The organism is uncultured Roseibium sp. (genome assembly GCF_963675095.2).
In the GTDB taxonomy this organism is placed as follows: Bacteria; Pseudomonadota; Alphaproteobacteria; order Rhizobiales; family Stappiaceae; genus Roseibium.
This window is the reverse complement of record NZ_CAXXSJ010000011.1, coordinates 1-19,758: the sequence shown is the minus strand read 5'-3', so window position 1 is coordinate 19,758 and position 19,758 is coordinate 1. Positions and strand designations below refer to the sequence as shown.

19 protein-coding genes and 1 pseudogene are annotated in these 19,758 nt (G+C 61.9%); 10 read left to right on the top strand and 10 right to left on the bottom strand.

Going from position 1 to position 19,758, the window contains the following annotated elements; all coding sequences use genetic code 11:
* The first annotated feature begins 278 nt into the window (after positions 1-278).
* A complete protein-coding gene (locus ABIN98_RS04605) occupies positions 279-1,253 on the top strand; it encodes a LysR family transcriptional regulator (RefSeq protein ID WP_346907812.1) in 975 nt (324 codons plus the stop codon).
* Positions 1,254-1,294: 41 nt separating this feature from the next.
* Here ABIN98_RS04605 and ABIN98_RS04600 read toward each other — a convergent pair whose 3' ends face one another.
* Positions 1,295-2,299 (bottom strand): aromatic ring-hydroxylating dioxygenase subunit alpha, encoded by a 1,005-nt coding sequence (locus ABIN98_RS04600; RefSeq protein ID WP_346907810.1) that lies wholly within the window; start codon positions 2,297-2,299, stop codon positions 1,295-1,297.
* 125 nt (positions 2,300-2,424) lie between these two features.
* Positions 2,425-3,012 (bottom strand): PadR family transcriptional regulator, encoded by a 588-nt coding sequence (locus ABIN98_RS04595; protein ID WP_346907808.1) that lies wholly within the window; start codon positions 3,010-3,012, stop codon positions 2,425-2,427.
* Between the two features lie 247 nt (positions 3,013-3,259).
* Between ABIN98_RS04595 and ABIN98_RS04590 the strand changes: the two genes are divergently transcribed.
* Positions 3,260-4,030: a hypothetical protein gene (locus ABIN98_RS04590; protein WP_346907806.1), complete on the top strand. Its 771-nt coding sequence runs from the start codon at positions 3,260-3,262 to the stop codon at positions 4,028-4,030.
* A 174-nt stretch (positions 4,031-4,204) separates the two neighbouring features.
* Positions 4,205-4,726, top strand: a complete 522-nt coding sequence (locus ABIN98_RS04585; RefSeq protein ID WP_346907804.1) for an isoprenylcysteine carboxylmethyltransferase family protein — start codon at positions 4,205-4,207, stop codon at positions 4,724-4,726.
* Here ABIN98_RS04585 and ABIN98_RS04580 read toward each other — a convergent pair.
* From ABIN98_RS04580 to ABIN98_RS04565, 4 genes and pseudogenes are all read right to left on the bottom strand, one after another.
* Positions 4,713-5,495 (bottom strand): Stf0 family sulfotransferase, encoded by a 783-nt coding sequence (locus ABIN98_RS04580; protein ID WP_346907802.1) that lies wholly within the window; start codon positions 5,493-5,495, stop codon positions 4,713-4,715. The genes ABIN98_RS04585 and ABIN98_RS04580 overlap by 14 nt on opposite strands.
* A 150-nt stretch (positions 5,496-5,645) precedes the next feature.
* Entirely contained in the window at positions 5,646-6,644 is a 999-nt protein-coding gene (locus ABIN98_RS04575) for a TIGR00341 family protein (RefSeq protein ID WP_346907800.1), read from the bottom strand.
* Positions 6,645-6,771: 127 nt separating this feature from the next.
* Positions 6,772-7,473: a LysR substrate-binding domain-containing protein gene (locus ABIN98_RS04570; protein ID WP_346907798.1), complete on the bottom strand. Its 702-nt coding sequence runs from the start codon at positions 7,471-7,473 to the stop codon at positions 6,772-6,774.
* 18 nt (positions 7,474-7,491) lie between these two features.
* A pseudogene (locus tag ABIN98_RS04565) lies at positions 7,492-7,668 on the bottom strand (LysR family transcriptional regulator); the annotation flags it as partial.
* A 154-nt stretch (positions 7,669-7,822) separates the two neighbouring features.
* On the opposite strand from ABIN98_RS04565, the gene ABIN98_RS04560 reads away from it, so the two are divergent.
* From ABIN98_RS04560 to ABIN98_RS04550, 3 genes are all read left to right on the top strand, one after another.
* Complete coding sequence (locus ABIN98_RS04560; protein WP_346907856.1) at positions 7,823-8,437, top strand: glutathione S-transferase; 615 nt, start codon at positions 7,823-7,825, stop codon at positions 8,435-8,437.
* Positions 8,438-8,532: 95 nt separating this feature from the next.
* Positions 8,533-9,417 (top strand): pyridoxamine 5'-phosphate oxidase family protein, encoded by an 885-nt coding sequence (locus ABIN98_RS04555; RefSeq protein WP_346907796.1) that lies wholly within the window; start codon positions 8,533-8,535, stop codon positions 9,415-9,417.
* Between the two features lie 213 nt (positions 9,418-9,630).
* Positions 9,631-10,707: an AraC family transcriptional regulator ligand-binding domain-containing protein gene (locus ABIN98_RS04550; RefSeq protein WP_346907794.1), complete on the top strand. Its 1,077-nt coding sequence runs from the start codon at positions 9,631-9,633 to the stop codon at positions 10,705-10,707.
* 77 nt (positions 10,708-10,784) lie between these two features.
* On the opposite strand, the gene ABIN98_RS04545 is transcribed toward ABIN98_RS04550, so the two are convergent.
* Positions 10,785-11,633 (bottom strand): DUF1989 domain-containing protein, encoded by an 849-nt coding sequence (locus tag ABIN98_RS04545; RefSeq protein ID WP_346907792.1) that lies wholly within the window; start codon positions 11,631-11,633, stop codon positions 10,785-10,787.
* A 677-nt stretch (positions 11,634-12,310) separates the two neighbouring features.
* Here ABIN98_RS04545 and ABIN98_RS04540 point away from each other — a divergent pair.
* A complete protein-coding gene (locus ABIN98_RS04540) occupies positions 12,311-13,372 on the top strand; it encodes a cytochrome-c peroxidase (RefSeq protein ID WP_346907790.1) in 1,062 nt (353 codons plus the stop codon).
* A gap of 97 nt (positions 13,373-13,469) precedes the next feature.
* On the opposite strand, the gene ABIN98_RS04535 is transcribed toward ABIN98_RS04540, so the two are convergent.
* Entirely contained in the window at positions 13,470-14,360 is an 891-nt protein-coding gene (locus ABIN98_RS04535; RefSeq protein ID WP_346907788.1) for an NAD(P)-dependent oxidoreductase, read from the bottom strand.
* On the bottom strand, positions 14,357-14,743 hold the full coding sequence (locus ABIN98_RS04530; protein WP_346907786.1) for a carboxymuconolactone decarboxylase family protein: 387 nt from the start codon (positions 14,741-14,743) through the stop codon (positions 14,357-14,359). The genes ABIN98_RS04535 and ABIN98_RS04530 overlap by 4 nt, the downstream gene beginning before the upstream one ends.
* 192 nt (positions 14,744-14,935) lie before the next feature.
* Between ABIN98_RS04530 and ABIN98_RS04525 the strand changes: the two genes are divergently transcribed.
* The gene (locus ABIN98_RS04525) at positions 14,936-15,853 is read left to right on the top strand and encodes a LysR family transcriptional regulator (RefSeq protein ID WP_346907784.1); all 918 of its coding nucleotides are present in this window, start codon (positions 14,936-14,938) and stop codon (positions 15,851-15,853) included.
* Positions 15,854-15,984: 131 nt separating this feature from the next.
* Here ABIN98_RS04525 and ABIN98_RS04520 read toward each other — a convergent pair whose 3' ends face one another.
* The gene (locus tag ABIN98_RS04520; protein ID WP_346907782.1) at positions 15,985-17,130 is read right to left on the bottom strand and encodes an aminotransferase class V-fold PLP-dependent enzyme; all 1,146 of its coding nucleotides are present in this window, start codon (positions 17,128-17,130) and stop codon (positions 15,985-15,987) included.
* A gap of 244 nt (positions 17,131-17,374) precedes the next feature.
* Here ABIN98_RS04520 and xrtT point away from each other — a divergent pair, with 244 nt between their 5' ends.
* The gene (gene xrtT, locus ABIN98_RS04515; protein WP_346907781.1) at positions 17,375-18,904 is read left to right on the top strand and encodes an exosortase T; all 1,530 of its coding nucleotides are present in this window, start codon (positions 17,375-17,377) and stop codon (positions 18,902-18,904) included.
* Positions 18,905-18,931: 27 nt separating this feature from the next.
* Positions 18,932-19,758 (top strand): VIT domain-containing protein (locus tag ABIN98_RS04510; RefSeq protein WP_346907779.1); only part of this gene is annotated, 827 nt, incomplete at its 3' end.

The following is a 19,758-nucleotide window of genomic DNA, read 5'->3' as shown; positions in this document are numbered from 1 at the left end:
CCTTGCAACCACGGGGCCGTCCACATATGGGTCCCGGCTCTCCGCTTCGCTGCGGCCGGGATGACAGCCTGGGGATAAGGCACGGCTGTGCCCCGTACTCAAGGTCATCCCGGAAAAGCCCTCAGGCTTTATCCAGAACCGGCGAGCCCCTGCGACGTCTGTGCCGTGACTGGAACGGTTCTTGCTTTTTCAAAACCGATGGCGACGCCGGGCCTGGTCCGGTTTGCCGGCTTGCGGTTTCTGGTGACCGCGAGCGCTGGTCGAACAGGAGTATCCGCATGAAAAGCAGCAGTATGGGCAATGGGCTGGACGTTCGCTCCCTGCGTATTCTGGTGACCCTGCTTACCGAATGCAGCGTGACGCGCACGGCTGAACTGATCGGTCAGCCGCAGCCGGCCATCAGCCTCTGTCTCAGGCGCCTGCGCGCGATTTTCAATGATCCACTGCTGGTGCGTACCGGAAACCGGCTGGTTCCGACTGACCGGGGCCGGGAATTGGAGATTTCCATGCGTCGGGTTCTGGAGGATCTCGACCGGGAGCTTTGTCCCGACGAGAGCTTCGATCCGTCGAGCGGGGGGCATCATTTCCGGCTGCTGCTTGCCAATTGCTTCGGTCCGACGTTTCTGCCGCTCATCATCAGCCGCATCAACGAGGAGGCGCCGGGCGCGATCGTCGATGTCTCGCCCATGCCTGCCCACGACCAGCTCGTTTCGGTTCTGGCCGACGGCGTGGCCGATATCGTCCTGGGCAACTGGCCGCATCCGCCGGAAAAGCTGCGAACCGCGCCACTGTTTGCCTCAAATATGGTCTGTCTGGTGCATGGCAGGCATCCGTTCTCCAAATTGAAGCGGCTGACACTCAACCAGTACCTATCGGCGAAACACCTGTCCCTGACGCCTTCTGACAATGCCGGGCTTAGCCCCATCGACGGGCGCCTGTGCGACCTGTCGGTCAGCCGTCAGATTTCGGCTTCGGTACCCGACTACGGATCGGTGCCCTTCGTTCTTGCGCAGACCGACATGGTCTTCACCACCAGCCGGCATTTCGCCGAGGATCTGGCCGTCCATGTGCCGCTGAGCGTGGTGGAACTGCCCAAGGAGTTCGGTGCCATCCGTTTCTACGCGCTCTGGCACGAACGCAATCACCGCTCCCCGTGGCACCAGTGGTTGCGCGGCATTATCCGCGGTGTGGCCCGTGAGGTAGAGAATATGAGCTCCAACCTGTATCGGACGCCTCACACATCACCGGTTTAAAAGCCGCGTCGGCGTGAGGGACACCGCCGCGGGAGGAGGGGTCAGGCGGCGGTTTCTGCGTCCGCCGTCTCGATCAGGCGACGCAACTGTTTGCGCATCAGAACGCCCGGCCGGTCAGACGACATGTGAAGCTCCACGCCCTCGGACCTGTCCAGGGGCACGTTGAGGTCGGTGCTCGCCAGAATATCGCGGTCCTCGATCGTGACCTGCCGGTCAAAGGCGATTACTTTTTCCGCAGGCGTGTCTTCTTCGCTGTCGTTGCGCATCACCCACTGGATGAACTGTGTACGTTGATTGTCCATGGGGGCCAGGAAGGTGCACAGGATGTTTTCCAGTCCGTTCGGGTAGCAGATCCGCCCGACACGGGAGAACGGCAGGTAGAAGCGGTTGCGCGTCCGCCGCCGGGTTTCGTCGTCCTCCATTCCGAGCGCCGATTTCATGTGCTCGGCGTTCTTCACCTTGATGTCGTTCTGGACGATGAAGCCGTTTTCCGTTTCATCCACGGAAAAGGGATGGATGGTCGGGTCCGGATCGCCGAAGCTTTCCTTGTGGACGAAGGTGATATGGGCGGCGTCGAAGGAATTCTCGATGATGCGCAGGGGATTGGCGGACCAGGTCTCGCAGAATTCGATCACCTGGCGGTAGCCGGGCTGGCCGAATTCCTCGATTTCCGGAATGCCGAAGATCGGATCTTCCAGGGCGACCCAGACGTGATTGTATTTTTCCGTGCAGTGATAGCCGGGCACGCCGAACGGATTGGGCTTGTCTTCGACATCCTGGGGAACCTTGACGCACTGGCCGGAACCGCTGAAGGCCCAGCCGTGATAGGGGCAGACGATGTTGCCGTTCTCGACATAGCCAAGCGACAGTTTCGCTGTGCGATGCAGGCAGCGATCCTTCACTGCCCGAACCGCCCCCGTGTCGTCCCGCCACAGGGCAATCGGCTCGTTCAGCAGGGTGAAACCGTAGGGCTTGTCGGTAATTTTTTCGCTCGGTGCCACGCAGTACCAGAAGCGGCGCAGCAGGGGAACATCGCAAGCTTGCATGTGGTCCTCTCCTTCCTGATTTCGACCTATGTCATTTCGTAGGAAGGAGGGGGGCAGGAGGCAATTCGCGGGATCGAATAGACGGTATAGCGTTTCGGCCATGGCGGGGTGATGGCCGTTCGGACCTACGCCTGTTCGATCGCGACAGCGGCAGTATCGAGTGCGGCGGCGATCGTGCGGATCTGGTCTTCGCTCAGCGGTCCGCCTTCCAGCCGCAGCCTGAGGGAGAGCTTCAGGTTCTCCATGGCGCGGACGAGCTGTGGCGGCGGGCCTGCGGGCGTTTCAGCGGCTGCGCGATCCATCCGGGCAAAAGCCGCGTCGGCTTCGGCCTGTTGTTCGGCGATCGCCGTGATGCCGGCTTCCGTTGCCGTATAGAGCTTCTTGCCCTCGCTTTCGGTCACCGTGGCGTGGCCCATTTCCTCAAGCATGGCCAGGGTCGGGTAGATGACGCCGGGGCTCGGGCTGTAGGCCCCGCCGGTGCGTTCCTCGATCTCCTTGATGAGGTCGTAGCCATGACGCGGAGCCTCCGCGATCAGGGCAAGGATCACGATCCGGAGTTCGCCGTGGTCGAACAGCCGTCCGGAGCGCTGGCCGCGCCGCCCGCCGCGGAAACCTCTGCCTTCGCCATTGCGACCGGGACCGCCTCGGCCTTCGCCGTGTCGGCCAAAGCCTCGGCCGCGCCGTCCCCGGCCATGGTGGTCACCGTCAAACATATCGTTTCTCATAACAGTCTCATTTCACTTTCGTTCTGTTTTAGATGGCATTTAGATATATCTAATTAGGGTCTATTTCAAGGGGTGCTGATTTGGTGGCCGTCTCGTGCCAGCGATCTGCGGCGCGCAGGGGAGGGCAAAAAGAGAGTGAAAGGAGCGAAAAGCGTACCGGGTGGATGGTTGCTTTTCATGTCGCTTCACTGGATGGTTGAAAGGAAGGTGGCATTGTCCGGGGCGAAGAGATCGCATGGAACTTGCAGGCAGGCTGGCACTGGCAGGAGTTCAGTTGGCAGGGCTGATCCTTTCAGCGTTTCTGGTGATCGTGACCTATACCAACCCGCAGCAAGTGGAAGAGAGGTTGCAGGATTTTGCCGTTGCGAAAGTCGAAGCGGCTGCCCACGAGGCTTGGGAGAAGGTCAAAGGTCCCTCTGCGGAAGGCGGACGGGCGGAACGGTTCGGCGCCCTTGCTGAAAGGTTCGGACGGGACGAGGACAGGGTCGATGAGCGGCGCAGGCAGATCGTACCTGCGCTGCTTGCGCCCGTGATGTCCGGTCGCTGCAAGGAAAACTGCGATTTCTGGGCCGTTGCGGCGGTGGTCGCCAACAGCGCGCTGGTGCAACGGATCGGCCGGCTGCAGTTGGGTCGAGCGACCCTTCGGGACTATGTCGTCGAACGCTATCAGAGCACGGTGAACGGTCTGCTGACCGATCTGCGTCGCTTCGGTCTGGTGAATGTCATGGCGTTGTCGCTGATGGTCGGGCTTGCCCTGTTCCGCAAGCCTCTCAATTGGCGGTTCACCGCCTTTTCAGTGGCGCTCACCGGCTATATCGCCTGGGCTGCCTATGCCTACGTGTTCGGCCAGAACTGGGCGCTTGCCATCCTCATGAACGAATGGGCGGCACCTGCTTATCAGACCACGCTGATTGTCGCATCATGCCTGTTTTTCGATTGGCTGTTTCTCGCCGGCGCAGTCACTACGACTGTGATCAACGCCGTCACAAGCATTCTGCCCGGCTGAGGGGCTGTTGCGATAAGCCCAACCTGCGTGGCTTGAATGGTGCCGGTCTTCGGCCGTACCCGCGATATTCTGTTGAGATTGTGGGCATCGCATCACGATCCGGGCGGAAAGACCTTTTTAGGCGGGTGCATGGATGTATAACCGGGCCCGTTTTCAAAGTTGCGGGATTTTTTCATGCCTGTTTTCATGATCGGCTTTATCGGCATTGCCGCTATTCTCCGCTTTGCCGCCCTGGCGGTGTCCATCCGCAACGAGAAACGGCTGAAGCAGGCTGGCGCGGTGGAATATGGCGCCACCACCTCCACGATACTGGCGCTGGTCCATATCGCTTATTATCTGGCGGCAATCGCAGAGGGCCTGTGGCGCGCGGCCCCGGTTTCGGCGGTCACGGTGGTCGGGCTCGTCATCTATACGCTTTCCATGATCGCGCTGGCGTGGGTCCTGATGACCCTCGGTCGGTTCTGGACCGTCAAGATCATCATCGCCCGGGACCACGAACTGGTGACCAACCGTTTCTTCCGGATGATCCGGCACCCGAATTACTATCTGAACATGATCCCCGAACTGATCGGCTTTGCGCTGGCGCTGCAGGCCTACGGCACACTGATCGTGGGTCTGCCGGTCTACCTCGTCATCCTCCGCCAGCGTATCCGTCAGGAGGACGAGGCCATGCGGGGCCGGTTCACGGCGTATTGAGCGGGGCTCGGTCCAACCGTTCCTCGGCGCGGAACCGTTCGACCCACTCCCGGCTGGTCTCATCGGCCAGTTTCTTGACGGAGGGGGTGATGCCGGCGGCCGCTGCCGGGTCGAGGTCCAGGCGCTCCAGAACGGTTTGCAGGGTTGCGGCCGGATCGGCGGAGAGGTCTGTGTAGGAAATACGGTGAGGTGTGATGCCTTCCTGTTTAAACCAGGCCAGCCAGCCATTGTCATAGCCTGTCATCGTCTCGACGCAGGCCCGGATCTGTTGCCTGTCGTAGGACGGGTCGCGATGCGGAGAAAGGCGTTCCAGTTCCGTGCCGTCGGGGGCGGCATGCCACAAGCCGGACTGTTCGGCCTTCAGGTAGGATACGGCCTGCTCGATCTTGTCGCGGCGGGTCAGGTGGATGAACAGGGTTGGCCCGAAGACCCGGTGAAGGCGCGCTCGATCCGTCGGTTCGTCCGGGTAGAGGACGGCGAGCTTTTCGCACAGAAACGGAAAACTTGGCCTTTGCTGGCGCAGACCGAACAGGCCGGTGCCTCCAGTTCCCTTTTCGATGGCAGCTTGGAAGACCGCTTCCAGAGTATCGCGCTCCGAGGCAGTTTCCTCAGGTGTGATTTTCATCCGGGTCAGCCAGTCCTCCAGTGAGGGGTCGTAGAACAGGGACGCGGGCTTTCCGGCGATACCGGTATCCGCGAGCATTCTGCACAACAAGGTGCTGCCGCTGCGCGGAGAGGTGCAGATGACATAGGAGCGGTAGTTCGACATGGCGGACCGGTTAGCTCTGATGCATGACGGATTGATGTCGGCGACGGGTTGGGGGGCTTGCCGCAATTCAAATCCCGAGGAGAGGCCTTGGAGCGGATGATGCGGGCGGAAAGGGCTTCGGCCGGCCCAGGAATTTTTTCCGCAGTCGCGTCAATCCAACAAGGGAAAGGCGTCGGGAATGACCTTGTACCCGATCACAAGTGCCAGGGCGAGAAGCAGAAGCCCGGACACTGCCAGGGAAAAGCGGATGGCTTGTTTGACTTTCGCTTGCCTGTAACGGGTCCGTGGCTTGATGCCGCGGACAAGAAAGACGATCTGGCCGGAGAGATGCAGCGCGGCAAGGTTTACCGCCAGCAACAAGGCTGCGTCACCGGCCATCAGCCAGGCCGTTTTTCCAAGGAACAGGCCAATAGCAGCCGCTGGCGGCATGAGGGCGACGGCGACCATGACGCCGACCAGGATCGAGGCTGCGCCTGCGGTCAGGGACAGCGCGGCTGCGGCCCCGGCGGCAAGGGCAAGGGCAATGTCGTCGAACCCGACGGCGGCGCGGGAGGCCAGTTCTTTCGACGAAACATCGAATGGTAGCGCGATGCCAAGCACGCCGCCGATGGCAACCGCCAGGAGGATGCCGACGGCACTGGCTTTCGCGGACTGGATGATCAGGCCGCGTTCGCCGAGCGAGACCCCGAGAATAGAGCCCAGGAGCGGACCAAGCAGCGGCGCGATGACCATCGCTCCGATAATGGCGGCAACGTTGTTCTCGATCATACCGAGCGCGGCAACGACTGTGGAAATCGCGACCAAGGTCAGGGAGGTTGGTGTAATGCCCGCATTTTTGGAGATCTCGGCCAGCAGGGCTTCCCGGCTCTCGGTGATCTCGTCTTCGTCTGGGTCCTCGTCCTGCTCCTTGGTGACGACGGCGTCAACCGGGGTTATGGCTATTTGCCAACCCTCGGTCTTTTGAAGCGCGCTTTGCAGATCGTCGAGAAGGGGCTGTTGGGCCTTGGCAGTGGTCAGAAACGACACCGTGCGCACCGGTCCCTTCGCCGCGGAAATGCCGGCCAGGGTGACGCCGTCGCGATCCGCGAATTCGATAATGTCATCGACCGTGTCCTTGGGACCGATGACATGGACATATTGATGCGACATGGAAGCCCCGAAGTGTCCGCCAGAATTTGACCTTACCCGGTGATAGCAAGCGGCAGACAAGCTTGAAAGCGACTATTCGGCAAAGGCGCGTTCCCGGCATGACCGGTTCCCATACGGTCCGTACCCGTCAACCGAGAACCGGAAGCGACTTCAAGCGCGGTGCCGCGTAGTCGAGAAAGCTGCGGACCTTGGCGGCGGCGCGGCGGCCTTCGACGTGAACGAGGTGGACGGGCAAGGGATCCGGTTCGAATTCCTCCAGGACCCTCCGCAGGATTCCCGTTTCGAGTTGCGGGGCGACCTGGTAGGAGAGGGCGCGGCACAGGCCCCAGCCCTGGCAGGCGACTTCAATACCGGCGGCGATATTGCTGACGGCGAGGCGGGAAGCAATGCGAACGGTCACGGGTCGGTCGCCGCCGAAGCGCCAGTCGGGCAATGGGCCGACCGGGCCGGCGGAAATCACCCGGTGGCCCTGCAGGTCCTGCGGTGTTTGGGGTGCGCCGTTTTCCGCCAGATAGGCGGGCGTAGCGCAGACCACCCGGCGGACCTGGCCGATCCGCACGGCGGTCAACCCCGACGACTGGAGCGGGCCGATCCGCACCGCAATGTCGAAGCCTTCCTCGACGATGTTCACGATCCGGTCGATCATGACGATTTCCGCGCTCACGTCCCGGTAGGTATCCAGATAGCCGGTGAGGACCGGCATCACATGGATGCGGCCGAATTCGTTGGGACAGGTAATGCGGAGCCGGCCGCGCGGCCGCGTGGCAGCCCCTGCAGCTGCGTCGTCAGCGGATTGCAGCAGGCCTAGAATGTGGCGGGCCTCCTCCAAGTACGCTTCTCCCACGTCGGTCAAGCGAACCTGGCGGGTGGTGCGGGTGAACAGGCGTGCGCCGAGGCGGGCCTCCAGCGCGTTGATGCCGCGAGTGGCGGAGGGGGCGCTGAGGTTCAGTCGGCGCGCGGCGCCTGCGAAGCCGCCTTCCTCGGCAACGGCGATGAAGACCTCAAGGCTTTGGAGCCGGTCCAGGATGACCTCCTATTATGTTCAAATCTCAAAATAAAGACTTTTGAAATACACTAATTCATTTGTTCCGTGATGCCAATTAGATGTCGTTCATCCCCAATCCAAGAGAAAACGGACGAGGCTCATGAACACGCATTTTCCGGCAGGCGCCACCCCGATCAAGCTTTACCGCAACCCGAAGTCCGGCCATTGCCACCGTGTCGAACTGATGATGGCGTTCCTGGGCCTGCCTTATGAGACGATCGATCTCGACATGGCCAATGGCGCGCACAAGGCGCCCGGCTATCTGAAGCTTCATCCCTTCGGCAAGGTTCCGGCGATCGATGACAACGGCACCATCCTGTGGGATTCCAACGCGATCCTGGTTTATCTGGTCAAGCGCTACGGCGCGGATACCGGCTGGCTGCCGGAAGATCCGGTCAAGGCTTCGGAAGTCCAACGTTGGATGTCGGTTGCCGCCGGTGAAATCGCCCCCGGTCCCGCGGCTGCACGGCTGGTGCATGTGTTCGGTGCGAAACTGGATCATGCCGCCGCTGTGGCACGGGCTCATGCGCTGTTCAAGGTAATGGAGTCGATCCTGGAACACAGTGCCTATCTGGCCGGCAATGCCATCACCCTCGCAGATGTGGCAGGCTACAGTTATATTGCTCATGCCCCTGAAGGCGGCGTCAGCCTGGAGCCCTATCCGGCAATCCGCGCCTGGCTGGAGCGGATCGAAGACCAGCCGAATTTCGTTTCCATGGTTTCCTCGCCAATACCGGAAGCAGCGTGAGCAGTTCAATGGATCAGAAACGGACAGCCTTTCACGCCGGTGAAATCGCCGTTCAGGAACGTGCCCACGGCAGTGGACCAGACTGGAGGAGGGCGGTGTCTCGGGTTTTTCGCGACACCATGCCGGATCAACACCGGGCATTTTTCGAAAGCCAGTCGGTCCTGTTCCTGGGATTGCTCGATAAGAAGGGCCGTGTCTGGGCCTCGCCGGTATTCGGCGAGCCGGGTTTTGTCCAAAGTCCGGATGCGCGGACCCTCAGCATAGGTGCCGTTCCGGTGCTGAGCGACGAACTGGCGTTCGACATCGCTGCGGGGGGCAAGGTCGGCGTCCTCGGGCTGGAGCTGCACAGCCGGCGGCGCAACCGGTTGAACGGCGAGGTTGTCAGAACCGGGGCCAACGGCTTCGACATCGCCGTCGGCCAGAGCTTCGGCAATTGTCCGCAATACATTCAGGCACGGGTGTTCGACCGGCGTAGCGGGATCGCGGATGCTTTTGAAGTCGGGCGGCTGAGCAGCCTTACCGGCGAGGCGCAGGCGCTGGTGGAACGGGCCGATACCTTCTTCATTGCCTCACGTGCGCCGGAGCTGACCGAAGACCCGCGGAACGGACTGGATGTCTCCCACCGGGGCGGGCGACCAGGGTTCCTGGGGGTGACTGGCGACAGCATCCTGTCCTTCCCGGATTTCAAGGGAAACCGCTTCTTCAACACGCTCGGCAATATCGAAGCGGACGGCCGGGTCGGGTTGTTCGTGCCGGATTTCGAAACCGGCGGGGCTGTGTTCGCTACCGGGCGTGCGATTATCGACTGGTCGCCGGAGCGTTCCGGAACCTTCGCGGGAGCCCGGCGGATTGTCGATGTGACGCTGGAGGAGATCTTGCTCGCACGGAACATCTTTCCGGCCGGTGGGCGCCTGTTGGAAACCTGGCCTGGGCTTGAGATCACCGGCACGTGGGACGAAGCGCTGAGGAAGGAGGAGTGAGTTGCTCGCCCGATTCAGGCCGGGAACAGTAAAGCCCCTTCATGAAGGCGATTTGGGAAAAAACATAACGTTCGACGCCGCGAGGCGGATGACAACCGCAGTTGCTATAGGGAAAATTGACAATTTCTAGCAGAAATTTGTTTTTTTCCGCCACGTGTTCGGAATTTTGCCCTATTCTGTTCCTTCCAGTTAATTCTGACGGGGAGGGTCTGAATGGCGGGGGTAAAGGATTGGGCTCGGGCCGATGCCCTGCGCGTGCTGCGTGACGGCACGCCTGCGGATGTGTTGGACTGGGAAGACCTTGCCGGCCGTCACGGCTTCGATCTCGACGAACTGGACGATCCGGAGGGCATTGTTCCCATTAGCGCGCTCTATGCGGTCTTCGAAGAGGCGGCCGAGGCCTCCGGCGATGACGCCAGGATCTTCGATGTCTTCAATGCCTCGGATGTCGGAGAGTTTTCCCTGTTCGACTATCTATTCACTTGTGCTCCGACATTGCGGGAGGGATGCCACGCCTGGCAGCGCTTTATGCAGATCCGCTCCAACGCCTATACGGTCACTTTCGCCGAGGAAGAAGGGCGGGGCGTGCTGGAATGGAAACTTCAGGACAGGCACGGCACCTGGCGGCAGAACATGTTCGCCCGCATGGCCTGGGCAGCCCGAGGATTCGAGGCGGCGCTCGGCACCCGACCCGCGCCTATCGAAATCGAACTTGCCACGGGTGCACCAGTTTGCACTTCGGATTTCCTGAGGCGCTACGGCAGCCGGATCAGGTTCGACGGGACGCGAAACATCATCTCCATCGAAGCGCGTTACCTGGATGCCCAACCGGTGCGCAACGACAACAATCTTTATGCCATCATCGAACGGGCCTCGCTCGGTGAGCTGAACCTGCGTGCCAGGAACACCTCTCCGCTGTCGGCCATCGCGGAGGTTATCGCCGAGACCATGAAGGCGGGCACCTGCACTCTACCCACCGTTGCGGCTACACTCGGCATGTCCGAACGGTCCTTGCAAAGAACGATGGAAAATGAAGGCGTGTCTTTCCGGGAACTGACGGCCCACGTCCGTCGGGCCGCGGCGCGGCGTTACCTGCGGGAAACCACTTTGCCGATAAAGGAAGTCAGCTACCTGCTCGGCTATTCGGAAGTGAGTACTTTTTCGCGTGCGGTCCGCCAGTGGTTCGGCTGTCCGCCCAGGGTTCTTCGCCAGAACCCGGAATTGTGTGTCACTGAGAGCCCGCAGGGTTTTCTTTCGGATTTTAGTTCCTCGTTGGGCCAGGAGGGGTGAGCGAGAATTGCCCATCCAAATGGGATCCTATCCGCCATGTCCTTCCATCGCCGCGATCTCGCCAAGGGGTGCCGACTTCACGGAGTGCGCCCGTGGCTGCGGTCATAGGCGTTGCGTTCAGGCGAGGTCCAGCCGGCGAGGGTCCCTTCCGCCGGGCGGTGGACTTCCATCACCATGGGATGGCAGGCGGCGGTGTCGCTGGAATGCTCGGAACTGCAGTCTCCGCCCGGACAGGCGCTCATGACGGCGAGCAGATCGATCTCGGCGAAGAATTCCAGGTGATCACCGGGGCGGACCGGGCTGGCCTTCATGAAATACTGTCCCGTGTCGCGAGTGAAGCCGGTGCACATGAAGACGTTGAGTACGTCGTGCACATGGGGCTCGGCCTCGGCAAGCGGCAGGTGGCGGGCGTCTGCGAGCGCCCGGGTCAGGTTGGAATGGCAGCAGTGGTGATAGTCGGTGCCGGCGAGGAGTTTCCCCGTGTAAGGGTCGCAGCGCGTGCCGATCACGTCATGGACCGAGCCGCCGAACTGGTCGATGCCGTACCAGTCGAGCGTGTCGGTGACCACGGTCGCCATGGGGCGCAGATAGGGAAAGCAGGACCAGAGCCGGTCTCCGGTGGAGACATGGGTGCCATGGAGCGCGCGGGTCTTGCCGGAATAAAAGCGCTCGGACAGATCGGCGCTGTTGAACAGGTTCAGATCCCCCACCTGAGGGCCTTCCACGCTGACGATGCGCAGGAAATGGCCGGCCGGCACCTCGATCGAGGCTGCCTCGCGTGGGGGTACGATGACTTCGCCGGTCTTTACCGCGGTTTCGCGTGCGGCAGCGTAGAGGGTCAGGTCCGGTTGCGGCAGCGTTTCCGGCGGGTAGGCGATGACCGGCGGAACCGCCCGGCGGGCGGCAGCATCTTGAGGTTCGGACATGGGGCTCCCGCAGAGTCGTGAGGACAGATGATCCCAGTTTTGAACCGGCGGCTGCGGCGGCGCAAGGGGGCGTACCTACGCGACGACATGCTTCCCGGCAAAGGATGTGGGCAAGCAATGCCCCTCGTTCTCATGTCTTGAGCGTGACAATCGGATTGGAAAACCGACTCGCCAAACGCCTGCGCCACTAGAACGCAGCCGCGGCCGGGTTGTCGGGACGATCCGCCGCATCGGCGGGAGGGTCTATTCCACCCATTCATTTTCGTGGAGCGAACGGGGCAGGACGGAACCCCTGCGGAAAGGAGAAGGGTTTTGCACTGCCGACGCTGATTCTTTAGCAGGCCCGCGGGCTATAGTTAAATATTGCAATAGGCGGTGGGTGGTTGCACTTCGCAGCTGCAGCGAGGACTGCCAAGTATCCGTATTTTAATGCTTTTACTTTTTGGCGTTCATCCTTTTTCAGGAATCCGATAGCCTTGTTCTAGTTGGTTCTTCCGGGGCTGTTTTCTGCACTGCAAAAACTATTTGTCAATCAGGTCTCTCAAGGCCTTCTTTTTAGAACTCCTCTAAACTAACCGCACTCCGACGGGGCTGAGCCTGACCGCTTCTGCCTCTCGGGGTTCCGTCCGCCGGAGGGGACGGGTCCGGCGGGGCCACTAGACACAGGAGATTTTGAAATGAAGAAAGCTGGAATTCTCCTCGCCTCGCTTTCCGTTTTCGCCCTCACTCATTCGGCCGCCTACGCCGAATCCGACCTGCTGAGCGAAGCGCGTGACACCTTCAAACCGATCCCCCATGCGGTGCCTTCCCTGCCCGATAATCCGGTGACACAGGAAAAGATCGAACTGGGCCGTATGCTGTTCTTCGATCCGCGCATATCGCGCTCGGGACTGTTGTCATGCAACACCTGTCACAATCTGGGCATGGGGGGCGACGATAACCTTGAGACTTCCATCGGCCACGGTTGGCAGAAGGGGCCGCGTAACGCACCGACCGTGCTCAACGCCATCTTCAATACGGCCCAGTTCTGGGATGGCCGCGCGGCGGACCTGAAGGCACAGGCCAAGGGGCCGGTGCAGGCAGGCGTGGAAATGGCGAATACGCCTGCGCGTGTCGAAGAGACACTGAAAAGCATGCCGGAATACGTGGGCCGCTTCGAACGGGCCTTTCCGGACAATGGCGAAGCGGTCAGTTTCGACAAGATGGCGAGAGCGATCGAGGCTTACGAGGCGACCCTGATCACCCCGGCCTCCAAGTTTGACCTGTTCCTGGAAGGCAACGAAGCCGCCCTGAACGACCAGGAAAAGGAAGGTCTGGCACTGTTCATGGATACGGGCTGCTCAAGCTGCCACGGCGGTGTGAACCTGGGCGGCGAAGGCTATTATCCCTTCGGCGTCGTCGAAAAGCCCGGTGCGGAAATCCTGCCGGCAGAGGACAAGGGCCGCTTCGCTGTGACCAAAACCGCGGATGAGGAGTATGTCTTCCGCGCAGCACCGCTGCGTAACATCGCGCTGACCGCTCCCTATTTCCACTCGGGCAAGGTTTGGGAGCTGAAGCAGGCCGTCGGCATCATGGCTGCGTCGCAGCTTGGTGCGGAGCTGTCCAACGACCAGGTCGAAGCGATCACGGCCTTCCTGCACACTTTGACCGGAGAACGGCCGGATGTGGAGTACCCGATCCTTCCGATCAGCACCAGCACCACGCCCAAGCCGGAACTGATGCAGCCGATGAAGCAATAATCGCTGCAAGACCAAAAAAAGGGGGAGGCCGGCGGGTGCCGGCCTCTTCTTTTCCATGAGAGGGAGTGGGGGGCGCCTCCCGCGCCGCAGCTGATCCCTAGTCTGAATCAGCTTGGGCCTTCCAGTGGCGGTAGGCGGTGGTGTGGTCGGCCGGGCCGTCCGCTGCCTTGAGGGCGGCATCCCACCAGCTGTCGGTCTGGGCGACCAGGGGCAGGTCGGCGCCGAGATCGCGCGACAGCTGCGCGGCAATGCCGACGTCCTTGGCAAGCAGCGCCAGCGCGAAGCCCGAGGCGAACCGTCCGCTCAGCACCTCGCCGGGGATTGTCATCTCGGTGGAGAAATTACGCCCGGTGGAAACGTTCATGATCTCCACCGCTGTCTTTGGATCAAGGCCGAAGCGTTCACCGAGGATCAGTGCCTCGCTGGCCGCGGCAAAGCCAGCGGCGGCGGAGAAGTTGTTCAGCGCCTTCATCGCATGGCCCGTGCCGAGGGGCCCAGTCGGGAAGATCTTTTCGCCCATTGCCTGGAGAACCGGCCGCGCGCGTTCCAGCTGAGCCGGATCGTCGGTGCCGGCCATGATGGTCAGCGTTCCGGTCTTTGCCCGCGGCACGGCGCCTGATACGGGCGCGTCGATCAGGCCGATACCGCGTTCGGCCAGCTTTCGGCCGAGTTCCACGGTGGTCGTCGGCGAGGAAGAGCTCATGTCCACGATCAAGCTGCCGTGCGCAAGGCCCTCTGCCAGACCCTGTTCCAGAACCACCTCGCGCACGATCGCGCCCGTCGGCAGCATCGTGACCACGATGTCGGACGCCTTGCCCAGATCCTTCGGGCTTGCGGCTGCTTTCGCGCCGATTTCCCTGGCAATGCGGGCGGTGCGCTCGCCATCCACGTCGTAGACCATCAGATCAAAGCCCGCCTGCGCGATGTTGCGGGTCATGGGCTCGCCCATGTTTCCAAGTCCGATAAAGCCGATACGCTCCGTCATCATCCAGCCTCCAGCTCGGTCAGGACCTCATCGCTGGCGCGCATGGCGTCGACCATCATCGGGATACCGCAATAGAGGTAGGAGTGCAGGAACAGCTCGCGCAGTTCCTCACGGGTGGCGCCGTTGGCGATCGCGCCGCGGGTGTGGATCTTGATCTCGTGGGTGCGGCCCATGGCGGTCAGCATCGCCAGGGTCAACAGGCTACGGGTCTTCTTGTCGAAGACCGGGCGCTGCCAGCCTTCGCCGAAACAGATGCGGGTGACGATGTCCTGCAGTGGCGCCATGTAGTCGGTCGCATTGTCGATCTGATCGTCTGCGCCCTGCGGGCCGAACATCTTGCGGCGCAGCTCGAGCCCCAGATCGTAGTTGGATTTTTCGTCTGTCATGTCTTTCCTCCCTTGAACCGCCGGATCCTTGTCTGCGGCTTTTCCTGATCCGCCCACGGCCTCCTCAAACCGGACGATCATTCCTTCAGCATGCGCCTGTCCGTGCGCTCCAACAACGGCAGGGCGCCGATATCTGGTATCGAACTTTTCGATGGGTTGTGCATAATCCATTGAAAATCAGGGAGGGTGTCCATGTCCCGCGAGCAGCATCTGAAAACCGACTTTCATGCCCTGCGCATTCTTGCGGCGGTGTATGAGCACGGTTCCATCAGCGACGCGGCCGAGCATCTGGACATGAGCCAGTCCACTATCAGCTATACGATCGAGCGGCTGCGCGGGGTCTTTGCCGATCCGCTGTTCGTCAAGCAGGGGCGACGGATAAGGCCAACCCGCCGCTGCGACGACGTGGCCGTTGGTGCGCGCGAGCTTCTGCAGCTCTATGAGAGGATGGTCGTTCCGGCCGAATTCGAACCGGCACTATCGACCGACACCTTTGTGCTGTCCTGCAATTACTACGAACGCGGCATCCTGCTGGCGCCGCTGGTGCAGCGGCTACGCCAGTTTGCGCCCAACGTGCGGCTGACGGCGATTTCCGCCGATGGCGACGGCTCGAGGCAGCTCGAGCAGGACCTGTGCGATGTGGTGATTTCGCCGATCAGCGACTATGGCTCGGGATCCTACTCGGAACGGATTGTGGCGGAGCGGTACGCCTGTTTCGTGTCGCACGACAGTCCGTGGTGCCACACTCGGATGGACCTCGACAGCTATGTGAATGCCAGGCACATCCACGTGCGCCCGTCGATCAACTGGCGGCCCTATTTCCATACGGCGCTGGACCGGCTGGGTGTTTCGATCTCACCGCAGGTCGAAGTCTGTTCCTTCGGGGATATCGACAAGGTGATCGAAGGCACCGACCTGGTTCTGACCGCGACGGAAGGATTCAGCCGGATCTATTCTAAACGCATCGTCTGCGTTCGAGCGCCCTTTGACTGCAGTTTTTCGATCCATATGGGATGGACCGGGCGAACCCATCGCTCACCGGCCCATATCTGGTTCCGCAGTCTGCTGCGCGAGATCGCACGGGAACTACCGAAGCCACGGCCGCTGTAACAGGATTTTTCAGGAAGTCCTCAGTTCCTGCTTCTCCTTGGGAAGGGAACATGACGCCTGAGATCCATTTCGCCTGGGTTTCTTGACCACAGTGGTGGTTTTCGGGGCTGGACGGTGTCCGTCTTATGCTCTCATAGACCGGCTTCAAGCGTGTCGAACAGCTTGTCGAGATCGTTTTCGTTTACATGCAGATGGGGGGCGAAGCGCAGGGAGTTGCCGCGGCGGCTGATGAAGATATTCCGTTCGGCGAGCCGGGGCAGCAGACCCTCCGGGAGTCCGTCCTTCGCGCTGGCGCCGAGAATATGCGGCGCGCGGAAAGGCTTTTCGACCGGTTCCAGCCCGATCCGGACCAGAACCTCGGCGATCCGGTCGTTGACGGATTCAAGCGTGGAGGCGATACCGGCCACCCCCCAGTCGCGCAGATGCTCCAATGCGACGAGGCCACCGGGCAGCAGGGTGGGGATGCTTTTTTCGCCCATGTCGAACCGGCGTGCGCCTGGCTGATAATCGTGGGCGTAGTCCACCAGGTTTTCGAACACCTCCGCACCGGCCCGGTTGAGCCAGGTTTCCTCAAGCGGGCGGGCGTCGTGCCATTTCGGATCGGCGTAGAAAAGGCTTAGCCCGTAAGGCATGAGCAGCCATTTATAGCCCGAGGCGACGAGAAAATCCGGACGGATCTGATCCAGGTCGAGCGGAGAGGCCCCCAGTGACTGGGTCACGTCGAGCACGAGCACGGCACCTGCGGAACGAGCGGCGTCGGAGATCCGACCCAGGTCCAGCATGGCGCCGTTGGTCCAGTGGCAGTTCGGGACGGCGACGATCCGGGTGCGGGCCCCAAAGGAGGACAGGACAGCCTCGGTCCAGTCTTGGTCTACGGGCGTGGGCACGGTGGCGAGCGTCGCACCGGTGACCTGCGTCAGACGATGCCAGGGCAGGTAGTTGCTGGGAAAAATCTCCTCAAGCACGAGGATCTCGTCGCCCGCACCGACTTCGGCTTCCAGTATGCGCGCGGCCGTTGAGATGCCGTAGCTCGTGGAAGGGATCACGGCGTAATTGTCCGCAGCGCCGCCGAAGCATTGCGCCGCGAGTGTCCGGAACCGCTCCGGATCCTCGAAGAAATCGGCGGGTTTGCGCTGCCACGGCCTGCATTTTGCCTGCGACCCGGCCACCAGCGCTTCGGCGGCCGACTTCAGAAGCGGGCCGTTATAGGCGCAGTTGAAGTAGGCGACATCGTCGGGAATGTCGAACAGATGCCTTTGGCAGGGCAGGTGGGGCATGGAAACCTCGAAGCGGGCGGCGTGCGGGGAAGAATGGCCGGTGGGGTGGGTATTCTGTACGCGGGAGAATACGTGCCGTGTGGTCTGGCGCAAGGGTAGAAGAGCATGTCGGGACCGTTGTTATGGTTCCGGAAGTGCTGAACGAAGGCAATCCAGACGTCGTTGCGCACTGCCTTTTCTGAAATCCTGAAAATCTGCACAAACGCTCGCAAGCCCCTGCAAACGGGTCCGGCACAACGGGGGCATGACCCGTTTGTGCTTCTCATCTCTTGCGGTCCGTTTACCGGCCGCCTTTTCGCCCGCTGCCATGGGGTTCGCTGTGGCATCGGGGGTGCTGGCCTACGAGCCGCTGCACTGGCTTGTCGGGACGTGGCTCGATCCGTCCTATCCGACGTCCGGTGCCGTCTATCTGATTGCCCTGTCCGGGCTGCTGCTGTGGTCGCTGATCAGCCCGGTCGTTGCGACCGGGGCGGGGGATCGGCATCGGCGGGGGGCGGTGGGACTGCTGGTGGTTTCCGCCATGATCCGGCTGGCGGGGCAGGTGCTGGCGGTCAATGTGGTCGGTGGGGTGGCACTGGGGCTCGACGTGTTCGCCCTGGCAGTGCTGCTGCGCACCGGTGAGAGCGCCCGTCCGGTGTCGGCTCTGTGGCTGGCGGTGCTGTTCCTATTCACCCTGCCGGTGGAGCGGATTTTCCAGAGGATCGCCGGTTATCCGTTGCAGTCGCTTTCCGCCGATCTTTCCTGCGGGCTGCTCGGAACTTTCTTCGACAACCTTTCCTGTTCCGGTGTGCGGCTGCAGCTTGCCGGGCAGGACGTGCTGGTGGACCTGCCATGTTCGGGAACCACCGGGCTGACGCTGTCGCTCGCCTTCGTCACGATCCTGCATGCGCTTTACCGGCCCCGGCTGACGACGGCCGTTCTCTGGACCCTGGCTGCCCTCGCTTCCGCGATTGCGGCCAATGCCCTGCGCATTTCCCTGCTGGCGGTGGGGCTCGGTTATCCGGACAGCATGTTCGGCCTGAATGTCATGGCGGAACCGGTCCACAGCCTGATCGGCTACCTGACCCTTGGCCTGTCGCTGGTGCCGGTGTTCCTGTTCTACGGGCCGACCGCCGTGCCGGCTTCCGAGATGGCGGGAGAGACCTTGGCGGGGAAGGCCCAAAGCCCCCACTGCCGAGCATCCGATCTCCAGGTGTCCGGATGGCTGCGCGGGGTTGCTGCGCTGGGCTTCCTGGGACTGGCGCTGGTTATCGTCAACCTGCCTCGACAAGCACTCGATGTCTCTGCACGAGTGACCACCCGCACGCTGCCGGCCGTGATCGACGGCGAGGTCGGGGTTGCAGAACCGCTCTTGCCGGTGGAGCAGGCCTATCTGACCCAATATGGCGGACATGCGGAAAAGCGCCGCTATGGTCCGCTGGCGTTGACACTGGTGCAGACCAGCTCGCCGTTACGTCATCTGCATGCACCGGACGACTGTCTGCGCGGGCTCGGCTACCGGGTCGAGTTCCTCGGCACGCAGATGGCGCCGGTGCCGACCGCCCTTTACCGGGCAAGTTCCGCCGAAGGGCGCCAGTGGCGCGTAGCCGTCTCCTTCATCTCCGACAGAGGCCACATCACCAACAACATCGCCGAGGCGATCTGGCTGTGGCTGCGTGAGCCGAAGACCGCCTGGAGCAGCATTCAGCGCATCACCCCGTGGCAGATGCCGGACGACGAGCGGAATGCCCTGGAAGCCTCCGTCGCTGCCGCGCTCGACCTGCCGAAATCCTGAAATTCCAAAGCCTTGAAAGGAAACAACATGACCTTTGTTGAAAGACGTTTTGCCGAAAGGCCCTATCGCAGATGGCCGATTTCGTGGATGCGGATCGGCCACGGAGCCGGGATTGCGGCACTTGCTCTCGGCTTGGCCCTCGCCGGTGTGGCATTGGCCCGGGCAGCCACGGAGGACGATCTGGGCGGGACGGTGATAGCCGAGGCCGGAGGCAAGGAGATCAACCTGCCGCTTTTAAAGTCGGACTACGATGTCTCCATCGAGGGGGACCTGGTTCACGTGTCGCTGACCCAGAGTTTCATCAATCCGACCAGGTTCGCGCTCAACGCCACTTATCTGTTTCCGCTGAACCAGAAGGCGGCGGTGCACGGCATGCGTATGGAGCTGGATGGTGAGACCATCGTGGCGCAGATCCGTCGCAAGGAGGAGGCCGAAGCCAAGTTCGAACAGGCCAAGGCGGAGGGCAAAGCGGCTTCACTCCTGACTCAGCACCGGCCAAACATGTTCACGCAAGACATCGCCAACCTGATGCCCGGCAAGACGGTGAATATCACCATCGATTATGTGCAGGCGGTGCCCAAGATCGACGGGGCCTATGAGCTGGTGATCCCGATGGTGGTGGGACCGCGCTACGAGAGGGCACCGGAGGCTGTGGCCGCGGAAGAAGCGCGGAAATCGCAGGACCGGATGGCTGCGGGTGAGGACCAAGAGGCTCTGCGTGATGTGAAGGTGGTCTCCGGATGGCAGATCGACAAGCTGCCCACCTATCCGGGGGTGATCGGATATGACGCGCCGAAGGATATCGACCCGAACCGGGTGGGCCTCAAGTTGAGCCTGAAGGCGCCGATACCCAT